General features: G+C 62.1%; 27 protein-coding genes. 11 read left to right on the plus strand and 16 right to left on the minus strand.

What is annotated here, in order from left to right; genetic code table 11:
• The first annotated feature begins 8 nt into the window (after positions 1-8).
• Together J4721_RS10665 and J4721_RS10670 are read left to right on the plus strand one after the other, a co-directional pair.
• Positions 9-1,073 carry an FAD-binding oxidoreductase gene (locus tag J4721_RS10665; RefSeq protein WP_211002664.1) on the plus strand — a complete coding sequence of 355 codons (1,065 nt, stop codon included), beginning with the start codon at positions 9-11 and terminating at the stop codon, positions 1,071-1,073.
• Between the two features lie 23 nt (positions 1,074-1,096).
• Positions 1,097-1,513 carry a VOC family protein gene (locus J4721_RS10670; RefSeq protein ID WP_211002665.1) on the plus strand — a complete coding sequence of 139 codons (417 nt, stop codon included), beginning with the start codon at positions 1,097-1,099 and terminating at the stop codon, positions 1,511-1,513.
• A 79-nt stretch (positions 1,514-1,592) separates the two neighbouring features.
• Here J4721_RS10670 and J4721_RS10675 read toward each other — a convergent pair whose 3' ends face one another.
• From J4721_RS10675 to J4721_RS10685, 3 genes are all read right to left on the minus strand, one after another.
• Positions 1,593-2,135 (minus strand): NADPH-dependent FMN reductase, encoded by a 543-nt coding sequence (locus tag J4721_RS10675; protein ID WP_211002666.1) that lies wholly within the window; start codon positions 2,133-2,135, stop codon positions 1,593-1,595.
• 210 nt (positions 2,136-2,345) lie between these two features.
• Positions 2,346-3,005 carry an OmpA family protein gene (locus J4721_RS10680; protein ID WP_014875783.1) on the minus strand — a complete coding sequence of 220 codons (660 nt, stop codon included), beginning with the start codon at positions 3,003-3,005 and terminating at the stop codon, positions 2,346-2,348.
• 123 nt (positions 3,006-3,128) lie between these two features.
• Positions 3,129-3,836, minus strand: a complete 708-nt coding sequence (locus tag J4721_RS10685; protein WP_211002667.1) for a YafY family protein — start codon at positions 3,834-3,836, stop codon at positions 3,129-3,131.
• 103 nt (positions 3,837-3,939) lie between these two features.
• Here J4721_RS10685 and J4721_RS10690 point away from each other — a divergent pair, with 103 nt between their 5' ends.
• Positions 3,940-4,218: a hypothetical protein gene (locus J4721_RS10690; RefSeq protein WP_102849658.1), complete on the plus strand. Its 279-nt coding sequence runs from the start codon at positions 3,940-3,942 to the stop codon at positions 4,216-4,218.
• Here the strand turns inward: J4721_RS10690 and J4721_RS10695 are convergent.
• Positions 4,173-5,030: a bifunctional helix-turn-helix domain-containing protein/methylated-DNA--[protein]-cysteine S-methyltransferase gene (locus J4721_RS10695; RefSeq protein ID WP_014875786.1), complete on the minus strand. Its 858-nt coding sequence runs from the start codon at positions 5,028-5,030 to the stop codon at positions 4,173-4,175. The genes J4721_RS10690 and J4721_RS10695 overlap by 46 nt on opposite strands.
• 177 nt (positions 5,031-5,207) lie before the next feature.
• Between J4721_RS10695 and nth the strand changes: the two genes are divergently transcribed.
• Entirely contained in the window at positions 5,208-5,852 is a 645-nt protein-coding gene (gene nth / locus J4721_RS10700; protein ID WP_014875787.1) for an endonuclease III, read from the plus strand.
• On the plus strand, positions 5,849-6,838 hold the full coding sequence (locus tag J4721_RS10705; RefSeq protein ID WP_014881072.1) for an adenosine kinase: 990 nt from the start codon (positions 5,849-5,851) through the stop codon (positions 6,836-6,838). The genes nth and J4721_RS10705 overlap by 4 nt, the downstream gene beginning before the upstream one ends.
• Before the next feature lie 99 nt (positions 6,839-6,937).
• Here J4721_RS10705 and J4721_RS10710 read toward each other — a convergent pair whose 3' ends face one another.
• Entirely contained in the window at positions 6,938-7,426 is a 489-nt protein-coding gene (locus tag J4721_RS10710; RefSeq protein WP_211002668.1) for a MarR family winged helix-turn-helix transcriptional regulator, read from the minus strand.
• Between the two features lie 83 nt (positions 7,427-7,509).
• Here J4721_RS10710 and J4721_RS10715 point away from each other — a divergent pair, with 83 nt between their 5' ends.
• Positions 7,510-8,379 (plus strand): EamA family transporter, encoded by an 870-nt coding sequence (locus tag J4721_RS10715; protein WP_102877241.1) that lies wholly within the window; start codon positions 7,510-7,512, stop codon positions 8,377-8,379.
• A 51-nt stretch (positions 8,380-8,430) separates the two neighbouring features.
• Here the strand turns inward: J4721_RS10715 and J4721_RS10720 are convergent, their stop codons facing one another.
• On the minus strand, positions 8,431-8,934 hold the full coding sequence (locus J4721_RS10720) for a hypothetical protein (RefSeq protein ID WP_211002669.1): 504 nt from the start codon (positions 8,932-8,934) through the stop codon (positions 8,431-8,433).
• 39 nt (positions 8,935-8,973) lie between these two features.
• On the minus strand, positions 8,974-9,456 hold the full coding sequence (locus J4721_RS10725; RefSeq protein WP_211002670.1) for an RNA pyrophosphohydrolase: 483 nt from the start codon (positions 9,454-9,456) through the stop codon (positions 8,974-8,976).
• Between the two features lie 156 nt (positions 9,457-9,612).
• Here J4721_RS10725 and J4721_RS10730 point away from each other — a divergent pair, with 156 nt between their 5' ends.
• Positions 9,613-11,640: an NADPH-dependent 2,4-dienoyl-CoA reductase gene (locus tag J4721_RS10730; RefSeq protein ID WP_211002671.1), complete on the plus strand. Its 2,028-nt coding sequence runs from the start codon at positions 9,613-9,615 to the stop codon at positions 11,638-11,640.
• Between the two features lie 160 nt (positions 11,641-11,800).
• Positions 11,801-12,352: a type 1 glutamine amidotransferase domain-containing protein gene (locus tag J4721_RS10735; RefSeq protein WP_211002672.1), complete on the plus strand. Its 552-nt coding sequence runs from the start codon at positions 11,801-11,803 to the stop codon at positions 12,350-12,352.
• Between the two features lie 70 nt (positions 12,353-12,422).
• Here J4721_RS10735 and J4721_RS10740 read toward each other — a convergent pair whose 3' ends face one another.
• The 4 genes from J4721_RS10740 to J4721_RS10755 all read right to left on the minus strand — a co-directional run bounded on the left by J4721_RS10740 (position 12,423) and on the right by J4721_RS10755 (position 14,036).
• Positions 12,423-12,770 (minus strand): hypothetical protein, encoded by a 348-nt coding sequence (locus J4721_RS10740; protein WP_076617233.1) that lies wholly within the window; start codon positions 12,768-12,770, stop codon positions 12,423-12,425.
• A gap of 47 nt (positions 12,771-12,817) precedes the next feature.
• Complete coding sequence (locus J4721_RS10745) at positions 12,818-13,174, minus strand: antibiotic biosynthesis monooxygenase (RefSeq protein WP_211002673.1); 357 nt, start codon at positions 13,172-13,174, stop codon at positions 12,818-12,820.
• A complete protein-coding gene (locus tag J4721_RS10750; protein WP_014875797.1) occupies positions 13,171-13,494 on the minus strand; it encodes an NIPSNAP family protein in 324 nt (107 codons plus the stop codon). The genes J4721_RS10745 and J4721_RS10750 overlap by 4 nt, the downstream gene beginning before the upstream one ends.
• A 98-nt stretch (positions 13,495-13,592) precedes the next feature.
• On the minus strand, positions 13,593-14,036 hold the full coding sequence (locus J4721_RS10755) for a DUF4399 domain-containing protein (RefSeq protein ID WP_199539482.1): 444 nt from the start codon (positions 14,034-14,036) through the stop codon (positions 13,593-13,595).
• 222 nt (positions 14,037-14,258) lie between these two features.
• Here J4721_RS10755 and J4721_RS10760 point away from each other — a divergent pair, with 222 nt between their 5' ends.
• Complete coding sequence (locus tag J4721_RS10760) at positions 14,259-15,164, plus strand: LysR family transcriptional regulator (protein WP_014875799.1); 906 nt, start codon at positions 14,259-14,261, stop codon at positions 15,162-15,164.
• An 87-nt stretch (positions 15,165-15,251) separates the two neighbouring features.
• Here the strand turns inward: J4721_RS10760 and J4721_RS10765 are convergent, their stop codons facing one another.
• The 4 genes from J4721_RS10765 to J4721_RS10780 are packed head-to-tail and all read right to left on the minus strand — an operon-like array spanning position 15,252 to position 18,270.
• Positions 15,252-16,232, minus strand: coding sequence for an OmpA family protein (locus tag J4721_RS10765; protein ID WP_211002674.1), 981 nt, complete (start codon positions 16,230-16,232; stop codon positions 15,252-15,254).
• Positions 16,229-16,804, minus strand: coding sequence for a peroxidase-related enzyme (locus J4721_RS10770; RefSeq protein ID WP_014875801.1), 576 nt, complete (start codon positions 16,802-16,804; stop codon positions 16,229-16,231). Before J4721_RS10770 ends, J4721_RS10765 begins: the two co-directional genes overlap by 4 nt.
• Before the next feature lie 3 nt (positions 16,805-16,807).
• A complete protein-coding gene (locus J4721_RS10775) occupies positions 16,808-17,551 on the minus strand; it encodes an N-acetyltransferase (protein ID WP_211002675.1) in 744 nt (247 codons plus the stop codon).
• The gene (locus J4721_RS10780; RefSeq protein WP_027248675.1) at positions 17,548-18,270 is read right to left on the minus strand and encodes a molybdopterin-binding protein; all 723 of its coding nucleotides are present in this window, start codon (positions 18,268-18,270) and stop codon (positions 17,548-17,550) included. Before J4721_RS10780 ends, J4721_RS10775 begins: the two co-directional genes overlap by 4 nt.
• 50 nt (positions 18,271-18,320) lie before the next feature.
• Between J4721_RS10780 and sfsA the strand changes: the two genes are divergently transcribed.
• Positions 18,321-19,019, plus strand: a complete 699-nt coding sequence (gene sfsA, locus J4721_RS10785; RefSeq protein WP_102914506.1) for a DNA/RNA nuclease SfsA — start codon at positions 18,321-18,323, stop codon at positions 19,017-19,019.
• A gap of 4 nt (positions 19,020-19,023) precedes the next feature.
• Here the strand turns inward: sfsA and J4721_RS10790 are convergent, their stop codons facing one another.
• Positions 19,024-19,950, minus strand: a complete 927-nt coding sequence (locus J4721_RS10790) for a mechanosensitive ion channel family protein (RefSeq protein ID WP_102855409.1) — start codon at positions 19,948-19,950, stop codon at positions 19,024-19,026.
• A gap of 157 nt (positions 19,951-20,107) precedes the next feature.
• Here J4721_RS10790 and map point away from each other — a divergent pair, with 157 nt between their 5' ends.
• Positions 20,108-20,917: a type I methionyl aminopeptidase gene (map, locus tag J4721_RS10795; RefSeq protein WP_014875806.1), complete on the plus strand. Its 810-nt coding sequence runs from the start codon at positions 20,108-20,110 to the stop codon at positions 20,915-20,917.
• Positions 20,918-20,977: the final 60 nt, after the last annotated feature.

Here is a 20,977-nt window from a genome sequence, read left to right on the forward strand (position 1 = left end):
GTGCGAAAATGGCAATGGCAGATATCACCGTCCGGGGCGCCGGGATCTTTGGGCTTTCGATTGCCTGGACCTGCGCCCGGCGCGGCGCATCGGTGCAGGTGATCGACCCCTTTGGTGCGGGCTCCGGCTCCAGCGGCGGGCTGGTCGGCGCGCTGGCGCCGCATGTGCCGGAAAACTGGAACGCCAAGAAACAGTACCAGCTGGAAAGCCTGCTGATGGCCGAAGCTTTCTGGGCCGAGGTTGAGGCAACCGGCGGGGTTTCCCCCGGCTTTGGCCGCACCGGACGGCTGCAACCGATCAATGATCAACGCACATTGGATCTGGCGCATCAACGCGCAATAAGCGCCCGGAACCTGTGGCAGGGGAAGGCGGACTGGTCCGTCATCGCCGCTGCCGACGCGGGGCCATGGGTGCCGCCCAGCGCCACCGGTTTTGTCATCCACGACACGCTGAGCGCGCGGATGCACCCCCGCCGCGCCTGTGCCGCACTGGTGGCAGGGTTGTCCGTCATGGGTGTTGAGGTGCAGGCAGAGGGCGCCGATCAGGGGCTCGTGGTACATGCCAAGGGCTATGCCGGGCTGCTGGAGCTGAACGACAGGCTGGCAGGTCCCGGCGGCGTGGCTGCGGGCAAGACGCTGGGCAATGGGGTCAAGGGTCAGGCCGCGCTGCTGCGCTTTGCCGAGGGGGATGTGCCGCAGCTTTATGCCGATGGGTTGCATATTATCCCGCATGCTGACGGCACACTCGCGATTGGCTCCACCAGCGAACGTGAGTTTGAGGATCCCAGCAGCACCGATGCGCAGCTGGACGATGTGATCAACCGCGCGCGGGCTGCTTTGCCGATCCTGCACGGGGCCGAGGTGATCGAACGCTGGGCCGGTGTCCGCCCCCGTGCCCGCTCACGCGCGCCGATGCTGGGGGCCTGGCCTGATCGCACGGACCATTTCATCGCCAACGGGGGCTTCAAGATCGGCTTTGGCATGGCACCCAAGGTGGCCGAGACAATGGCAAATCTGCTTCTGGACGGAAACGACGATATCCCCGATGGTTTCCGGGTCGAAGATAACTTCTGAATGCCAGGCCAAGGGGCAGAGCGATGATCGCCTATATCACCATCGGTACCAATGACATGACCCGCGCCCGGGCGTTCTACACCGCGTTCCTGCCGGCACTTGGCTATGATTTCAGCGAAGGCTCCGATGGTCTCAGCTTCGCCCTGCCGGTGCCGGAGGGAGAGGTTCCGACCGCGCCAGATGTCTATGTCAAACATCCCTTTGACGGTGCGCCTGCCTCGGCGGGCAATGGGGTGATGGTGGCCTTTCAGGCCGACACTCAGGCTCAGGTGCGGGCCCTACATACAGCCGCAGTGGCGGCAGGCGGAACAGACGATGGCGCGCCGGGGTTTCGCGCGGCTTATAGTGCAGGGTTCTACGTAGGCTATCTGCGCGACCCGCAGGGCAATAAGATTGCCCTGTTTTCCAGCAACCCGGATGAGCCGGGCCGCAACGGGTAGCCTTTGCCCGCCCTAGCCCACAAGACAACAGGCCCGGGGTGATACGCGCGCACCGGGCCTGTTGGGGACTTCATCTGATTTAGCGCGCGATTTCAGCCCGCAGTGCTGTCATCAGCGCCTCAAGCGTTTCGGTATAAAGTTCACTCAGCAGGCGGCCGCCTTCGTCGAACTCCGAATGCGATGCCGCCAGATGCACCTGCGGCGCGGTCAGGACGCGGGGCTGGAATGGCACCAAGAATGTGCGCAGCAGCATTTGGGATTTCTCGCCGCCGGCGCGGCCCGCAGCGGCGGACATGATGGCGACGGGTTTGTCCTGCCAGGGCTTGTTGCTGGTACGGCTGACCCAGTCGAGGGCATTTTTCAACACACCTGACGGCGCGCCGTTGTACTCAGGGGTCGAAATAATCACCGCATCCGCCGCCCCAATCTGATCCGCAAGTGTCTGAACGGCTGCGGGAATACCGCTCGCCTGCTCATCATCACCATCATAGAGCGGCAGATTGAGATCGGCCTCTGTCACCTCGGCGGGACCAAACAGACGCGCGGCCTCGGCCAGCAGTTTGCGATTGGTGGCCCCTGCGCGCAGCGAGCCGGAAATGGTGATGAGTTTGGGATCGGACATGGAAGGATGCCTCTTTCGGTTGGGAATGTCTGTCTGGCTCCAACCTATTCCGCTTCGGTCACAAGAAAAGCCCAAAGCCTGCGCACTGACTGTGCAACAGTTCACAATACGCACTATGTGGCGTTAGTTTTGCACATTTTCGCACAAAAAAGGACCGCACCCTGCGGCGCGGCCCTGTTGTCTATCAGACCTTAACTGTGAGGCCGGAAATCAGGCGCCCTGCGGGATCACCACGATTTCGACACGACGGTTGCGCGCCTTACCCTCAGCAGTGAGGTTCGAGGCCACCGGCTGGCTCTCACCGCGGCCGATGATCTGCACGCGGTTGTAGGGCACGCCACCGGCTTGGATCTGGTCGGCAACCGCATTGGCGCGGCGCTCGGACAGGCCTTGGTTATAGCCCGCGTCGCCATCACTATCGGTGTGACCGATCACCTGCACCTGGCTATTGGGATAGCGCACCAGGCTGCTGGCCACTTTGTTCAGATCAGACCGCACAGCGGGCGAGACCGCCGCGCTGTCGGTGGCAAATGTCAGGTCATTTGGCAGGGACACGATCAGACGGTCGCCAGTGTTGACGATGGAAATGCCATCGTTGGAGATCGACTGGCGCAGCTCGCGCTCTTGTGCGTCCAGCTGGTTGCCGATCACGCTGCCAGCAGCAGCACCGACCAGCGCGCCGGTGACAGCACCCAGACCACGGTCGGAATCATTGGCAGCAGCGCCAACACCCGCGCCGATCAGGCCGCCAATCAGCGCGCCGTTCTGGGTTTTGCTGCCGGGGGTCCCGATGGTTGCGGGATCGGTACAGGCGGTCAGGCCAAGGCCAGCGGCCACGATGGCGGCGGTGGTAAGTTTCATCTGAATCATCAAAATCTGCCTTTTGCTTGCTCAATCCGGGCGGAGCCCGTGCTGCGGAGAATATCGTGCTGCGGCGCGTTCATCACAAGGTAACGTCTTTTCTGCTCGGCGAAAACCTGCCAAATCTCTGCTTTAAGCTGAGGCGACACCTTCCTCATCGCCAAGCACGCCACCTCCCTGATCGATCCACAGCTTGCGCAGTATATCGGCCTCTGGCGCAAAGCTGTCGTCCAGCAGATCAGCACAAAGCATCCGGTCGGTGCGAAAGTGACGAAACCCGCCCCGCAATTCGCACCATGCGGCCAGTAGCGTGGTTTCGACATTGTAGATCAGCGCCAGCGGGCGCAGGATCCGTCGGGTTTCGCCACTGTCAGGGCCAAGATAGGTCAGATGCAGTTTGCGGCTTTCGCGCACCGCCTGACGCAGCAGCCCCTTGGAGACACAGCCCTGTTCAGGATCATCCTGCGGGGCACCACCCCAGGGGGCCACCTGCAGCCGATCCCCGGGGGAGCGGCATTCCATCACCTTGCGACAGACCCGTATGGCGGCTTCTTGCAGGGCGCCATCGCCGGTTCGCATCAACAAAGACAGGCCGACATAAAGCGCCTCCAACTCCTCCTCATCGAAGTTGAGCGGTGGCAAATCATAGCCTTTGCGCAACATATACCCGATGCCCGCCTCCCCTTCGATCGGGGTGCGCATGCCCTGAAGTGCAGCGATATCGCGGTAGATCGTGCGTTTTGAGACCTCAAGCTTCGCCGCCAGATCCTCGGCCCGGATCGGGGCGGAGGCGGCGCGCAGGATTTGGATGACTTCGAACAGGCGACCGGTGCGTTCCATGGTCTCTCTCCACTGACAGGCTGCTGACATCTTAGCACAGGCCGCTGACAATGGGTGTCAGCAGCGTTGTGGTGTTCTGGCTTCAGACAGAAGGAGAGACACCATGTTGACCTATGACTGGATTGTTCTGATCACACTGGGCAAAGACAAATGGGAGGCACAGCGCCAGTTTCCCAAATCCTATGAATTGGAGCGGGATGCCGCTCAGATCCGGGGTGCGGCTGAGGCAGCGGCAAAGGCCGCAGCGCGGGCCGAGACAGAGCCGACCGCCAAGCGCCCCGGCCTGCTGCGGCGCCTGTTTGCGCGACGCATGGGTCAGGGCGCGACAGGTGCGGGTCAGGCCGCGCCGTCCTGCTGCCCCTCATCCCGCGCGGCCTCGTAGGCCAGCATCGCGCGTTTGACCGGCAGCCCCCAGTGGTAACCGCCAAGGGCACCGGATTTACGCAAGGCACGGTGACAGGGGATCAGCCAGCTGACCGGGTTGCGCCCTACCGCCGTGCCGACGGCGCGCACCGCACGGGGCGCGCCGATGGCATGGGCGATCTCGGAATAGGTGGTGACCTGTCCCGAAGGAATGCGCAGCAGCGCCTCCCAGACCTTGATCTGTAGTGGCGCGCCGATCATATGCAGGACGGCCTCGCCCCGCTGATCAAAGATCGCCTCCACCATCGCGCGCAGGGCCATCGGATCCTCGACAAAATCGGCGTCGGGCCAGCGGCTGCGCATGTCGGCCATGGTCGGCTCAGCCCCGGTTTCCGCCGCAAAGCCCATGCCACAGATGCCTTTCTCCGTGCCCATCACCAGCACCAGTCCGAAGGGGCTGTCAAACCACCCCCAGAGGATACGCAGACCGGCCCCTTTGCGGGCGTATTCACCGGGGCTCATCGCCTCCCAACGCAGGAACAGATCATGCAGACGGCCGCTGCCCGAAAGACCGACAGCATGGGCGGCCTCCAGCGTGGTGAAATGGTCCTGCAACAGGGTCTTGGCATGGCCAAGGCGCAGATACTGTTGGTAACGCTTGGGGGAGACGCCGACCCAGGCGGAGAACAGACGCTGAAAATGCGCCGGGCTCATATCCATGGCAGCGGCCAGTTCGGCCAGGGTCAGATCCTCACCGCCATCGTCAATCAGCTCAATCGCGCGGCGCATGACGCCGTAGTGATAGCTCTGCTCGCGTGTTTGGATGTTCATGGGGAGCCCTCCCGACCTGTGTTCCTGCCCCTCATTATAGGGGCAAGCCCTGACTGCGCGACCCGGATCTTGCGAGAACAGCGGACTATGGGCCGGTGACCACAGGGTAACGCTTCGCTCACCTATTGCGGCTTTTCTGTTTGCGCCGGGGGACCCTGCGCGGCATTAAGGTCCGCGATGGCAAAGCAACTCGATTATCACACCCTGCGTGAGATCTTCACGCGGTTTCAGGCAGCGGATCCAGAACCCAAGGGCGAACTGGACCACGTCAACGTCTATACCCTTGTGGTGGCGGTGGCGCTATCGGCACAGGCTACGGATGCCGGTGTCAACCGGGCCACGCGCGAGCTGTTCAAGATCGCAGATACCCCGCAGAAAATGCTGGATCTAGGCGAAGAAGGTCTGATCGAGCATATCAAGACCATTGGCCTTTACCGGCAAAAGGCCAAGAACGTGATCAAGATGTCGCGGATTCTGGTCGAAGACTATGATGGCATTGTGCCCAATTCCCGCGCGGCGCTGCAATCCCTGCCCGGTGTCGGGCGCAAGACGGCGAATGTGGTGCTGAACATGTGGTGGCGCCAGCCTGCACAGGCGGTGGACACCCATATCTTTCGCGTTGGCAACCGGGCGGGTATTGCGCCGGGCAAGGATGTCGATGCGGTCGAACGCGCCGTCGAAGACAACATTCCGGCAGATTTTCAGCTCCATGCCCATCATTGGCTGATCCTGCACGGGCGATACCATTGCAAAGCTCGCAAGCCGATGTGCCCCACCTGCATCATCCGCGATCTCTGCCAGTTTGAGGACAAAACTCTATGAAAACCTACCAGCTCGTCGGGATCGGCAATGCCGTTGTGGACGTGATCAGCCAATGCGACGACAGCTTTCTGGAGCATATGGGCATTGAAAAAGGCATCATGCAGCTGATCGAACGTGATCGCGGCGAGGTGCTTTATGCGGCGATGCAGGAACGGGTGCAGACGCCCGGCGGCTCAGTCGCAAATACCATCGCTGGGGCCGGTGCGCTGGGGCTGGAGGCGGCGTTTATCGGCCGGGTGCATGACGACGCATTGGGACGGTTCTATGCACAGGCAATGACCGATGATGGCGTGGATTTTGTGAACCCGCCGGTTGCAGGCGGCGAGCTGCCCACCTCGCGCTCGATGATCTTTGTCTCCGGCGATGGTGAGCGGTCGATGAACACCTATCTGGGTATCTCGTCCGAGCTGTCCTCGTCAGATGTGCCGGATACGGTGGCCGGCAAGGCGCAGCTGATGTTCCTAGAGGGCTATCTGTTTGACAAGGACAAGGGCAAAACCGCCTTTATGGAAGCGGCGCGGGATTGCCGCGAGGGTGGCGGCAAATGCGGCATCGCGATTTCCGATCCCTTCTGTGTGGAACGCCACCGCGCCGATTTCCTGTCGCTGATCGAAAACGATCTGGATTTCGTAATCGGCAATGAGGCCGAGATCAAATCCCTGTTCGAAACCGATGATCTGGAAGAGGCGCTGGCCAAGACGGCTGCAATCTGTTCGCTCGTGGTCTGCACCCGCTCCGGCGATGGTGTCACCGTGGTTCAGGGTGACAGCCGCGTGTCGGTGCCGGTCGAACGGGTGGTTCCGGTGGATGCCACGGGTGCGGGTGATCAGTTTGCGGCCGGGTTCCTGTTTGGCATGGCCAAAGGGCTGGATATCGAGACCTGCGCCAAGATCGGCAACGCCTGCGCCGCCGAGGTGATCAGCCACATCGGCCCCCGCCCCAAAGCGGTGATGAGCCAGGTGCTGCGCCGCGAAGGGCTGCTCTGAGCCGGCACGCCCCCTGCAACTGATATGATAAAGCCGCCCCGGAGCCATCGGGGGCGGCTTTTTTCATCGGTCAACAACTTTGGTTTTCCCGGTTCGGGGTCAGGCGTTTTCGGCGGAGGTCAGCGCCTTTGACAGCAAGTCGGTCAACAGCTTCTGCTCTTCCGTTCCGAGACCATCAAGCAGGCGCGTCTGTGTGGCGACATGAGCCTCGACCACCTCATTGATCAGGCGCAACCCCTCTGGCGTCAGCTCAATCAGAAAACTGCGGCTGTCCTCGGGGTTGACGCTGCGGGCCACCAGACCCGCGTCCACCAGCCGGTCGATACGGTTGGTCATGGTGCCGGAGGCGACCATGGTGGCCTGCAACAGATCACCCGGTGACAGGCGATAAGGCGCACCGGCGCGGCGCAGGGTGGCCAGCACGTCGAACTTGGCCGCGTTCAGATCATAGCGCGCCCAGGTTTTCTGCATTTCCTTCTGATAAGCTTGCGCCAATCGCCCAACCCGCCCGATGACGGCCATCGCCGATACATCAAGGTCGGGGCGCTCTCGCTCCCATTGCTGGGTCACAAAATCCACATGGTCCATGTCGGAAGGTTTTACCGGGTGATATCTTGACGTCAAGAAAAACCGTTATATCTTGATATCGAGAAATCCAAAAGGAGTCTGCTATGCAGAGCCGTGATCTGATCCTTACCGCGCTGGCGCCCATGATCTGGGGCAGCAGTTATATTGTCACGACTACCCTGCTGCCCGGGCAGTCGCCGCTGCTGGTGGCCCTACTGCGGGCTTTGCCAGCCGGGTTGCTGTTGATGCTGATGGTGCGGCAACTGCCACCGCTGAACTGGGTGCCGCGGTTGTTGGTGCTCGGGGCGCTGAACTTCTCGATCTTCTGGAGCCTGCTGTTTGTCGCCGCCTACCGCCTGCCCGGCGGGGTGGCCGCGACCCTTGGCGCGGTACAGCCGCTGGTGGTGGTGTTCTTGTCAGCGCTGATGCTGAAGACGCCGGTGCGCACGGCGGCGGTGCTGGCGGCGGGCCTGAGCATTCTGGGCGTGGCGTTGCTGGTGCTGACGCCGAGTGCGCAGCTGGACGGGATCGGTGTTTTTGCGGGGCTCGCCGGGGCCATTGCGATGGCGGCCGGCGTGGTGCTGAGCCGCAAGTGGCAGCCGCCTGTGTCCTTGCTGACCTTCACCGCCTGGCAGCTGACGGCGGGCGGGCTGCTGCTGATCCCGGTGACCCTGTGGTCGCTGCCCGCATTGCCGCAGCTGAGTGCCGAGAACCTGCTCGGATTGGCGTACATGAGCCTGATCGGTGGCGCTGCGACCTATGTGTTGTGGTTTCGCGGCATTGCCCGGCTGGAGCCATCGGTGGTGTCGCTTCTCGGGGTGCTCAGCCCGCTGTCAGCGGTGGTGCTGGGCTGGGTGTTCCTCGGCGAGGTGCTGACGGCGAAACAGGCGATTGGCGCGGGCCTTGCGCTGTTCAGCCTGTGGCTGGGGCAAAGCGGATTGCGCTGGCGCAGGCGGCGGGTGGCCGGGGCCTGAGGCCCTGCCGGATGCGCAAGACCGAAGCCGGCAACAAAACCCGGGACCGGGTTAGCGTTCGGACCAAGGGGTGCAGGATGTGCCCGCGTGGCAGGCCAGCACCTCCTCTCGGGCGGCACCATCGGTGCCACCGAAGCCAAAGCCGCCACAGGGATCCATCCGCAGGACATAGCCATCCGCGCGCTGCTCCAGAAAGGCCAGATAGTCCACGCCATCCGCTGCGCCAGCACACCACGGCCCAAAACACAGGACCTCCAGCGTGATCGGCAGATCGACCGGTTTCGCAAAGCCCTGCGCCGTCATCAGCTTGCCGTTGATCCGCGCGGGGATCAGGCTGCGGGGCGGCGCATCATTGGGATTGTCCTGCGGGGCCTTGGGCAACGCGCCCTCGTCAAAGCTCAGCACGCCCTCGACCACGACATAGGTCTTGTCGGATTTCGCGGCCTCAAGATAGGCATCCGACGGTCCCCAAGGCAGGCAGCTGAGGGCGGATGCCGGACCGGCCAGCACAGACAGGACGGCGACGGGCAGAAAAAACGTGCGAAGAGGCGGCATCAGAACATCCTTTGTCAGACGGGAGGTCGGTCCGAACCATCATAGATGGTCCTGAAACTCCTGAATAACCCGTTCGTAGACCTCGCGTTTGAATGGCACGATCTTGCTCACCAGCTGATCGACCGGCTGCCAGCACCAGGCGGAGAATTCCGGGTGTTCGGTGGCGATATTGATCTGATCGTCGCGCCCGAGAAAGCGCATAAGATACCATTTCTGTTCCTGCCCGCGATATTTGCCGCCCCAGAACTGCGGCACCACCTCAGCGGGCAGATCATAGGGCAGCCAGCCGTTGCTTTCGGCGATGATCTCAACCAGATCGGCGGTGACGCCGGTTTCTTCCTCCAGCTCACGCAGGGCCGCCAGCCTGGGATCTTCGCCTGCGTCAATGCCGCCCTGTGGCATCTGCCAGGCGTCCTTGTGCCGGTCGATGCGCTGGCCGACCCAGACATCCCCTACCCCATTGATCAGCATCACACCCACATTGGGTCGATAGGGCAAGGCGGCGATTTCTTCGGGCGTCATCAGGCTCTCCTTGGTTGGATGCCCCCTTGTGCACCTGTGCCCCAGCGTCGTGCAAGAGGTTGACGCCGCGTCCAAAGTGACAATCCCTTTCAGGCTGGGCCATTTTCGCGCAAACCAAGACAGAAGACTTACCAGAGAACTACCAGGGAGAGTGTCATGACTGCGTACCCGAAAATGTTGGCGCCGCTGGATCTCGGCTTTACCACGTTGAAAAACCGCGTGCTGATGGGATCCATGCACACCGGGCTTGAGGAAACCAAGGACTGGAACCGGGTGGCCGAATTTTATGCTGACCGGGCGCGGGGTGGCGTGGCGCTGATGGTCACCGGCGGTATTGGTCCGAACCTTGAAGGGTCCGTTCTGCCGGGGGCCGCGATGATGACCACCGATCAGGATGTGGAAAACCACAGCATCGTCACAAATCGCGTGCATGAGGCGGGCGGCAAGATCGCGATGCAGATCCTGCATGCGGGGCGCTATTCCTACGGGCCAAAATGTGTCGCCCCCAGCCCGGTCAAATCCCCCATCTCGCCCTTCCCGCCAAATGAACTGGACGAAGAGGGCATCGAGAAGCAGATCGCAGATATCGTGAATGCCGCCGTGCTGGCGCAGCAGGCGGGTTATGATGGCGTTGAGATCATGGGGTCAGAAGGCTATTTCCTGAACCAGTTCCTCGTCACCCATACCAACAAACGTGAGGACCGCTGGGGTGGCTCCTATGAGAACCGGATGCGCCTGCCGATCGAGGTCGTGCGCCGCACCCGCGAGGCAGTGGGCACGGATTTCATCATCATCTACCGCCTGTCGATGATCGACCTTGTGCCCAATGGCTCCACCTATGACGAGGTGGTCGAACTGGCACAGGAGATCGAGAAAGCCGGCGCGACCATCCTGAATACCGGCATTGGCTGGCATGAGGCGCGGATTCCGACGATTGCCACATCTGTTCCCCGCGCGGCCTTTGCCTGGGTCACGAAAAAGCTGATGGGCAAGGTTGGCATTCCGGTGATCACATCGAACCGGATCAACACGCCTGAGGTCGCCGAACAGGTGCTGTCCGAGGGCTGCGCCGATATGGTGTCGATGGCGCGACCAATGCTGGCGGATGCGGATTTTGTGGCCAAGTCCGCCGACGGCAAGGCCAATCAGATCGCGCCCTGCATCGCCTGCAATCAGGCCTGTCTGGACCATACGTTCAGCGGCAAGCTGACCTCCTGCCTGGTGAACCCGCGCGCCTGCCATGAGACCGAACTGGTGCTGACGCCTGCGGAGAGCGTGAAGACCGTCGCCATTGTCGGTGCGGGTCCGGCAGGTCTGTCCACCGCACTGGCGGCAGCGGAGCGCGGCCATAAGGTGACGCTGTTTGATCGCGCAAGTGAGATTGGCGGCCAGTTGAACATGGCCAAGCAGGTGCCGGGCAAGGAAGAGTTCTGGGGGCTGGTCGATTGGTATCGCACCATGCTGGCCCAGAGCGACGTCACGCTGGAACTGAACCGCGAAGTCTCTGCGGGCGATCTCAAGGACTTTGACGAGGTGGTGATTGCCACCGGTGTGGTGCCGCGCAATCCGCAGATCCCCGGTCAGGACCGTGACAATGTGGTCGATTACATCGATGTGCTGCGCCACAAGGCCGAGGTGGGCAAGCGGGTGGCGGTGATCGGCGCAGGCGGCATCGGCTTTGATGTGTCGGAATTCCTGCTGCACGAAGGTGAAAGCGCCACTGAAAACTTGCCCTTGTGGATGAAGGAATGGGGCGTTGCGGATCCGGCCGACCATCGTGCCGGTCTGGCCCCCGAAGGCCCGCAACCCGAGGCCCCGGCCCGCGAGGTGACGCTGTTGCAGCGCAAGGCGGAGCGCCACGGCAAGCGGTTGGGCAAGACCACCGGCTGGATCCACCGCGCCACGCTGAAGATGAAGGATGTGAATTTCGTCGGCGGCGTCAACTATGAGAAGATCGACGACGATGGGCTGCATGTCAGCTTTGGCGAGGCACGCGAAAATCCGACCGTGATTGCGGCGGACACCGTGGTGCTGTGCTCTGGCCAGCTGTCGGAGCGGTCGCTGGCGGATGCGCTGGAGGCTCAGGGCACCTCCTGCCATGTGATCGGCGGCGCGGATCTGGCCGCAGAACTGGACGCCAAACGGGCCATCAATCAGGGCACGAGGCTGGCGGCCAGCCTCTGATCCGGCACCATTTCGCCCCCTTGTAAGTCTTGCGACCCTCGCCGCCTGTGGTGGCGGGGGTCGTTTGCTATTGTGGAACCTCCGGCGCCCGGTGGCGTTTTGTCGGTGAACGGCGCCGCCCCTGCGGCGCGATTACCGCCACGACGAACAGGAGAGTTTCATGCCCCGTATCACCGACGCCAAGATCCTGATGATTGCCACCCATGGGTTCGAGCAGTCCGAACTGGAATTCCCGCGCGATCAGCTGCGGGTCAAGGGCGCTGAGGTCTCTGTCGCCAGCCTCGATGGCAAGGCGATCAAGGGTTGGGAAGGCGATGATTGGGGCCGCGAGGCCGAGGCGGATCTGGCGCTGGAGGCGGTCCGTGTCGACGATTACGACGCGCTGGTCCTACCCGGCGGTCAGATCAACCCGAATCTGCTGCGCATCAATGACGATGTGATTGAGCTGATCAACGCTTTCTACGATCAGGGCAAGGTTGTCGCCGCAATCTGCCATGCGCCCTGGCTTCTGATTGAGGCCGGTCTGGTCAAGGGCCGCACCATGACATCGTTTCAGTCGATCAAGACCGACATGATCAACGCGGGGGCCGATTGGCAAGACGCGGAGGTCGTCGCGGACAACGGGATCGTGACCAGCCGCAACCCCGATGATCTGAAGGCATTTGTCGGCAAGATCGTAGAAGAGTTCGAAGAAGGTCGGCACCCGCGCTGAGCCTGCGACCGGTGAATGTGTCTATTTCCACAACGGCCCCGGTTCGCCGCCGGGGTCTTTGCCGTAACGGTCAAGGGCGGCGCAAACCGCCACAGGCGAGGCAGTTCGTGTCGTCCGGCAAGGTGATCCGATCAACAAGCACGGTGATAGCCTGACCGCTGAAGGCGGCGCCCATCTGGCGCACGTCAAGTTCGTGGATCCCTGTTGGCACATCCAAGGTCAGGCGGACATCGCCCATGGGTAGTCCCTCGGGGTCTACAGGATCGCCATCGACATAGAGGTGATATGCGCCCTCTGCGGGCACCCGGAGATCAACCGCGATGGGCGATGCGACGATATCGCCATCTCGGGGCGACAGGATCGCCGCGCCGGGTATTCGCGTCTCTTCCGCCCCAACCAGAGAGGTGAAAAGGGCCATGCCGATCCCAGCACAGCCCCAGAGGCGCAGTCTGCGCGCCTTGTGTTTCACGTGACAACAGGATCGTGGACCGCGCGGGCATCGGCGGGGGCTTCGTCGCGCCGCTCCATGCCGTAGTCGCGCAGCACGCCTGCCACCCGCAGACGGTAGTCGCTGAACACGCTCTCTCTGCCCTCGGCCTGCCCCGCGCGGTGGGCGCTGAGGCGGCGCCAGTTGGCCACGGCTTCCTCGCTCTCCCAGAAGGACAGCGACAGGAGTTTGCCCGGTGCCGTCAGGCTCTGGAACCGTTCGACGGAGATGAAGCCCTCAATCTCCTGCAACAGGGGTTTCAGATCTGCTGCGATCTCAAGGTAACGGTCCTTGGCGCCATCCTTGATTTCAACCTCGAAGATAACGGCAATCATCCTGTGGATCCTTCCGGGTCAGAGACTTTCTTCAGCCAGGTGCGATCCTCGCGCAGGATGAAGCGGCGGTCCTGAGCGAAGGCATAGTTTTCACGCCCAAGCGGGTCGGCTGCGAGGCGCGCGCGGTAGGCTTCGTATTCGGCAAGATTTGCCACATCATAGATGCCATAGGCCAGCGTTGATGAGCCCTCATGCGGGGCGTAGTAGCCGATGAGATCCGCACCACATCGCGGAATTGCCTGCCCCCAGTTGCGGGCGTAGGTGGCGAAATCCTCACGTTTGGTGGGGTCGATATGGTAGCGGATAACACAGGTGAGCATCAGGGGCGTCCTTTGCTGGAAAATACGCCCCCGATCTAGCAGGCAGGATGCGGGGAATGCTTCGCCCTACGCCGAAGTATCGCCGCCCATTGCCCCGCCTATTCAACCTTGATGGTGATCACCTCTGAGACGATGGGTGTCGAATGAGGGACGTGGCCGTAATCGCCCATCACCAGCTGCAGCGTATGTTCACCCGGTGCCAGATCCAGCGTGGTTTCGGTCTGTCCGCCGCCGAAATGGATGTGGTTTTCATCCGATGGCAGGCCGTAGGACAGCTCATCCGCACCATCCTCGCCCTCGCCAAGTGGCGGGCGGTCGATCAGCAGGTGGTGATGGCCGGTGTTCTCTTCCTCCGTCCCTGCCGGTGCCACGCCCATACCGCGCAGGCCAAAGACCACGGTGACCGGGGATGAAACTGTATCGCCATCCTTGGGCATCACGAAGTAGACCTCCGCCCCCTCCGGTGCGGGGGTTTCACCACCGGCCAAGGCCGCGGAAACCGGTAGGGCAAAGGCGACGAGGGCCGCCAGCGTGGTTCTCATCGTGGATCTGATGATCGCAGTCATTAGTTGTCCTCCCATTGATGTAAGCCCCTTTCAACATAGTGGCTTCGACCACTATTGCGATATTCGGGCAGAGCTGCAGGTGTTTCCAGCTGGTAAACTATCGGTGAATAACCTCGCAATTATCCCATCCCTGCCCCGTTCTTGCCCGATTTCACCGCGAAAAATGGGGGAACTCGGATGGATAAGGACGCGAACGCAATGGATCGACTGACCGAAATGGAGGCCTTTGCCAATGTGGTGGATCAGGGCGGATTCACCGATGCGGCAAAGAAAATGGGGATATCCAAATCGGCGGTGTCCAAACATGTGTCCAGCCTTGAGGCCCGGCTGGGCGCGCGGCTTTTGAACCGGACGACGCGGCGGGTATCGCCCACAGAAATTGGTCTGGCCTATTATGATCGGGCGCGCCGTGTCCTGAATGATGCCGGTGAGGCGGACGCGCTGGTGACCTCGATGCAATCTGCGCCTTCCGGGCTGTTGCGGATTTCGGTGGCGACGGATTTTGGCGTCAACCACCTGTCGCCGGTGCTGTCGGACTTCCTGCGCGATTTCCCTGACATCACCGTCAATATGGTATTGAACAACCGCTATGTGGAGTTGATCTCTGAAGGGTTCGACATGGCGCTGCGGATTGGTGAGCTGGAAGACAGCTCTCTGCGGGCGCGCAAACTGACCGAAACCACCAAGCGGATGATCGCCTCCCCCGCCTATCTGGAGAAATTCGGCCGTCCGCAGAAAATCGACGATCTGAACATGCACAAGCTGCTGCATTATTCGAACCAGTCGAGCGGCAGCATGTGGAAGATCACCGCGCCGTCGGGCGAAAAGCGGCAGGTGCGGACCTCCGGCTGGCTGTCGGTCAATGACGGGCAATCGCTGCTGAATGCGGCCATTTCCGGCCTGGGGATCGCCTATCTGCCAAGCTACCTCTATTCGGATGCCATGGCCGAAGGGCTGGTCGAGGACGTCATGCCCTCGCTGCCGATGGAGACCCAAGGCATCTATGCGGTCTACCCTCCTGGCCGTTTCACCCAGCCCAAGGTGCGGGCCTTTATCGACTTCCTCGCCAATGCCTTTGCCGACAAGGATGGCATCACCTGGTGAGACGCGCCTCTTTGGGATTGGACAGAACCCGGCCGTTGTGCCGGGTTTTCTGTATCTATCCGAAAGACCGAGTTGGACCGCACCATATCAGCGTCTGATCAGCACCACCTCAACCCGGCGATTGGCCTCGCGCCCCTCGGGGGTGAGATTCGTGGTCAGCGGCGCCATGAAGCCCGCGCCTGCCACCGCGACCCGTTCACCGCCAACCGCGCTATCGGCCAGCAGGCGGCGGCGCACCGCATCGGCGCGGCGTTCAGAGATCGCGATATTCTGCTCCAGCGACCCCACCGTATCGGTATGCCCGACCAAGAGCACATCAAAATCCGGGTTCTGGATCAGGAACTCTGCGAGGGCCGCAAGGCTGTCATAGGGTTTTGCCCCCAGTGTCACGGCGCCGGTTTCAAACTCCAGATCAGCCAATACCGCCCGCCCGTTGCGGCGCAACCCGGTGATCAGCTCTGCCGCGCCAATGAGTGGCAGCGCGACGGTCGGGGCTGCGTCGGTGCCGCCGTTTGCCGGAGTGATGCCATCTGTGATGACCGGCGTGCTGAGACCTTCGGGCGTGACCTCAATTGCCTGCACAAAGGTGGCGTTGCCAGAGCGCGAGACCAAGAGGGTGACGATGCGCCCGTCGGGATGCTCGGCCGCAACAAAGCTGTAGTTGCTGACATCCACGGTCATGTCCGGGGCGGGGATCACCTCAATATCGAAGCGAAAATCAAAGCCGCCACAGCTGCGCGCGGGGCATTGATAGAGCAGTTCATACCCCGCCTCGACCAAGTGCGCGCGCAGGGGGGCCAGCACCTGCAGCACCGTGGCATCACCGGAAATCCGCCAGCTGCGGCGCAGGATTTGCCCTTCCACCTGGCGTTCTGGCACACCATCGTCGCTGGCGGGGCCCAGCGGCACCGCGTAGCTGCCAAGGGCGGTGGCCCTCTCAGCCAGCTGACGTGCGCCGGGGGGCAGTTCGATCCCTTGGGCCACTACAAACGATGGCAGGGCCGCACAGAGCAGCCCCGCCGCCGCAGGCGTCAGCCGTCGGGCGGCAAAGACAGCACGACGGATCACCGGTTCTGCGCGTGATAGGCGTCGTTGGGCACCATGCCGGTGGCGCTGGCAACCCGATTGGACATGTTGAAAAACCCGGTGACATTGGCGATGTCCCAGATATCGCGGTCGCTGAATCCGTGGTCGCGCAGGATCTGGCGGTCGGCCTCTTCGATCTCGGCGCTGGCTTTGGTTGCCTTGGCGGCGAAATCCAGCATGGCGCGCTGGCGGGGCTCCAACGGGGCAACGCGGTAGTTCATCACCAGCATCTCGCCCAGCTTGGGATCACCCGACAGTTGACGCACCGCAGCGCCATGGGCTGCGAGGCAGTAGAAACAGCTGTTGATGGAAGACACGACCACCGCGATCATCTCGCGTTCCAGCTTTGACAGGCCGCTGTCCGCCAGCATCAGGTCGTTATACATCCCGGTAAAGGCGTTGAGCTTGTCGATGTCGAACGCATTGGCGCGCAACACGTTGGGCACCATGCCCAGCTTCTCCTGGCAGATGTCGAAATACTTCTGTGTCTCGGGCGGAAGCGGGTCCACCATCGGCAGATCAAGCGCTGTGGGTGCGTCGGTGTCGCGGGTCATTGGTTACACTCCCTTTGGGTTGTGCCGATAGTGGTAACGCCCGGCGCGCAGCATGCCAAGTGAGGCATATAGACCGTTTGCCCCGGCGTTGGCTTCGGTGCAGAGAACCGCCAGTTCGCGCGCGCCCTGATCGGCGGCCCATCGCGCAGCGCGGTGCATCAGCCAAACGCCCATGCCCTTGCGCCGCTGATGCGACAGGATTTCCAGCGCGTGAATCATGGCGGTGCCGTCGTGGATCGCCACAAAGCCGGTGCCGCCCGGAGAATCATCACAGCGGCCCAACAGCGAGGTCTTGGTCCCCTCCACCCGTTGCATGACCGCAAAGCGCTCGGGACCGATGCCGCCTGCGGCCCAGATCTCATGCTGAATGGCCAGAGGCTCCCACACGCAGAAGGCGGTCACCGGCGGGATTTCAACATGGCAGAGCTGTTCGACGGGACAGATCCAGAGCACCACCGGATCCTTGATCACATAGCCCCGCGCAGCGAGTTGCGCATCAAGGGCGTCCTGACCATCGCGGATCATGAACAGATGATCCTGCCCCATCTCCGACATCGCCTGTTCAGCGGCGGTGATTTCTGCCTCGCTTGCGTGGCCTGTGATGACGGTTGCTGCGGAGACACGGCTGCCACCGCCATCGCCACGGCGCAGGGTAACCGGGCCAAGCTGCCACATCTCAGCCGCGGGCCAGGTGTGATCAGTGACGTCGTAAAATTTGGGATCGGTCAGAGAGGGAGTGGTCGTCAAAGATCAAGATCCCGCGCCAGCGCCGTAATCGCCGCATCCACCCGCGCGCCGTCGGCACCGCGCACCACCACATTGGCGCCAAAGGCACCATTCTGCTGGAACGGGTAACAGCCGATGGAGAGATCATCATAAGCCTCGGCAATGGCGGTCAGGATAGGCGCGATATCGCCCTCGCCGCGCTGCACCCGCAGGGTCTGCGACAGAAGCGGCGCGCCGCCCGTGAGCGTCGGCAGGACCGAGGCCACCATGGCCTGAAACACGCTGGGCACCCCGGCCATCACATGCACATTGCGCAGGGTGAAACCGGGCGCAGTGGAGACCGGGTTTTCGATCAGCGTCGCGCCATCGGGAATCCGCGCCATGCGCAGGCGGGCCGCGTTCAGCTCCTGCCCGGATTTGTCGTAATGGGCCTGCAACAGAGCACGGGCATCATCGCGCACGTCCAGATGCGCACCAAAGGCCTTGCTGATGCAATCGGCGGTGATGTCATCATGGGTGGGGCCGATGCCACCGCTGGTGAAGACATGGTCATAGCTGTCGGATAGCGCCGTGACAGCCGCGATGATCGCAGCCGCATCATCGCTGATCACCCGAACCTCCTGCAGGTCGATGCCGTGTTTTGTCAGTTCACCGGCGAGATAATACATATTGGCGTCACGGGTGCGCCCGGACAGAATCTCGTCTCCGATCACCAGCATGGCGGCGGTTGGGTTTGCCATCTGCGCTCCTCCTCTTGATCCAATGATAGCGCAGGTATAGGCCCTGTCACATGCGCTTTCAAACCCCTCTCCTGCCCGCCGTGCTGATCCGACGCTACAAGAGGTTTCTGGCGGACTGCCAGTTGCCGGATGGGCGCGAGGTAACTGCCCATTGCGCCAACCCCGGTTCGATGCTCGGGCTGGCCGAGCCCGGCAGCGCGGTCTGGCTGGAGCCGAATGACGATCCGAAGAAAAAGCTGAAATACGGCTGGCGGCTGGTCGAGGTTGCCGGTGGCACCCTGGTGGGTGTAGATACATCGGTGCCGAACCGCGCGTTGAAATCCACGCTGGAAGCGCGCCAGATCGCAGCGCTGTCGGCCTATGAAACGGTCCGTGCTGAGGTGAAATACGCCGAGAAGAGCCGCATTGATTTTCTGCTGAGCCAACCCGGCCTGCCCGATTGCTATGTCGAAGTCAAAAGCGTCACCCTATCGCGCCAGCCCGGTCTGGCGGAATTCCCCGATAGCGTCACCGCGCGCGGCGCCAAGCATCTGGGCAACCTGGCTGATATGTGCCGCGCCGGGCACCGGGCGGTGCTGCTCTATCTGGTGCAGCGCGGTGATTGTGACCGGTTTGAGATTGCCCGCGACATCGACCCGACCTATGCCGCCGCCTGGGACGCGGCGGCTGCTGCCGGTGTCGAACGGGTGGTGATCACCACCCGCGTCAGCCCGGAAAGCGTGGAGATCGCAGGCCCGATCCCCGGCTGAGCGCTCAGGCTGCCGCCTCGTTGCGGTTTACTGCGCTGTCCTGCTGGTCGCCCTCTTCTGCGGCTTGCTGCGACGCATCCGATGATGCCTGAACCAGCGTGCGGGTTGGGAAGGGAATATCAATCCCGGCCGCGTCCAGTGCTTCCTTCACCCGGCGTTTCATATCGGCCTGATACTGGAAATACTCCGCCGCATCGACCCAGACGCGCACCAGGAAATCCACCGAGCTGCTGTTGAGATTGTTGACCTGAATGAACGGTTCCGGCTCTGCGTGCGAGCGGCTGTCGGACATGATGGTGTCGCGGATCACCTGTTCGGCGGTGGCGAGGTTCGCGCCATAGCCAACACCGAAATTCCATTCAGCCCGGCGGGTGTCAAACTCGGAATAATTGGTGATCGTGTTGCCCCAAACCTCGGAGTTGGGGATGATCACCTTCAGGTTGGACAGGCTGGCGATCACGGTGTTGTTCAGGGTGATCTCCTTCACCGTGCCCATTTCACCGTCCACTTCGATGAAATCACCCAGTTTGAACGGACGGAACAGGATCAGCATGATGCCTGCCGCGACATTGGACAGCGCGCCCTGCATGGCCAGACCAATGGCCAGACCCGCCGCACCGATGGCGGCAATTATAGAGGTGGTCTGCACCCCAAATGTGTTCAGCACAAACAGCACCGCAAAGGCCAAGATCACATAGCGCGCCAGATTGCCGAGGAAGTGGAACAGCGTCACATCAAGGCTGGCATGGCTGTCGCCGATCTGCACAATCCGGCGTTTGACCCAGCTCGCGACGATGAACCCGGCCAGCAGGATCACGATGGCTGCAAGCACGCTGCCCATGGCCTGGGCGAGAAATTCCAGCGTGACCAAATCCGCCAGCGATTTTCCGTTGTAGATTTCAGTCTCCATCAGGGCATTCATGCTGTCCATGGCTGCGGGGTCCTCCGTCGTGCGATTGCAATTCGTCAGGGAGGGAAACGCGCCTATGTGGGAAAAAGTTCCCGGCAGGCGGCCGTGCCGGCTCTGGCCCTTTTCGCGCGAACCGCTTACATAGCTATGTCAAAGACACCCGATGGAGCCTCATCTGATGAGATCGAAAGACGGCCGCACCACAAAAGACGGCATCCGTATCTATGAACCCGGTGATTTCGCGGGAATGCACGCGGCCGGGGCGCTGGCGGCCCGGATCCTTGACGATATTGCAGCCCATGTCGTGCCGGGGCAATCCACTGGCGAGCTGGACCGGCTGATCACCCAAATGGTGGAGGACGCAGGCGCGACCTCGGCCACCATCGGCTACAAGGGCTATCAGCACGCCAGCTGTATCAGCGTGAACCATGTCGTCTGTCACGGGATTCCCGGCGACAAGAAACTGAAGGATGGCGACATCCTGAATATCGACGTCACCGTCATCGTCGATGGCTGGTTTGGCGACACCAGCCGCATGTATGTGGCTGGCAAGCTGTCGCGCAAAACCGAGCGGCTGATCCAGGTCACCCATGACTCCCTGATGAAGGGGATCGAGGCGGTGAAACCCGGCAATACCTTTGGCGACATTGGCCATGCGATCCAGTCCTATGTGGAAGCGCAGCGTATGAGCGTGGTGCGGGATTTCTGTGGCCATGGTCTGGGTCAGGTGTTCCATGCACCGCCCAACGTGCTGCACTATGGTCGCGCAGGCTCTGGCCCGGTGCTTGAGGAAGGCATGTTCTTCACCATTGAGCCGATGGTAAACCTTGGCCGTCCGGAAACCAAGATCCTGGCGGACGAATGGACCGCTGTGACCCGCGACAAGTCGCTGTCGGCGCAGTTTGAACATTCGGTTGGGGTGACGGCTGATGGCGCTGAGATATTTACCCTGTCGCCCGGCGGGACGTTTCACCCGACCTACGGCTGATACAGTATCATTCCACAAAAAAGGGGCGTGCCATCTGGCGCGCCCCTTTGTCGTTCTGCG

Origin of the sequence: Phaeobacter sp. HS011 (assembly GCF_018101215.1) — a bacterium.
Taxonomy (GTDB): Bacteria; Pseudomonadota; Alphaproteobacteria; order Rhodobacterales; family Rhodobacteraceae; genus Phaeobacter; species Phaeobacter inhibens.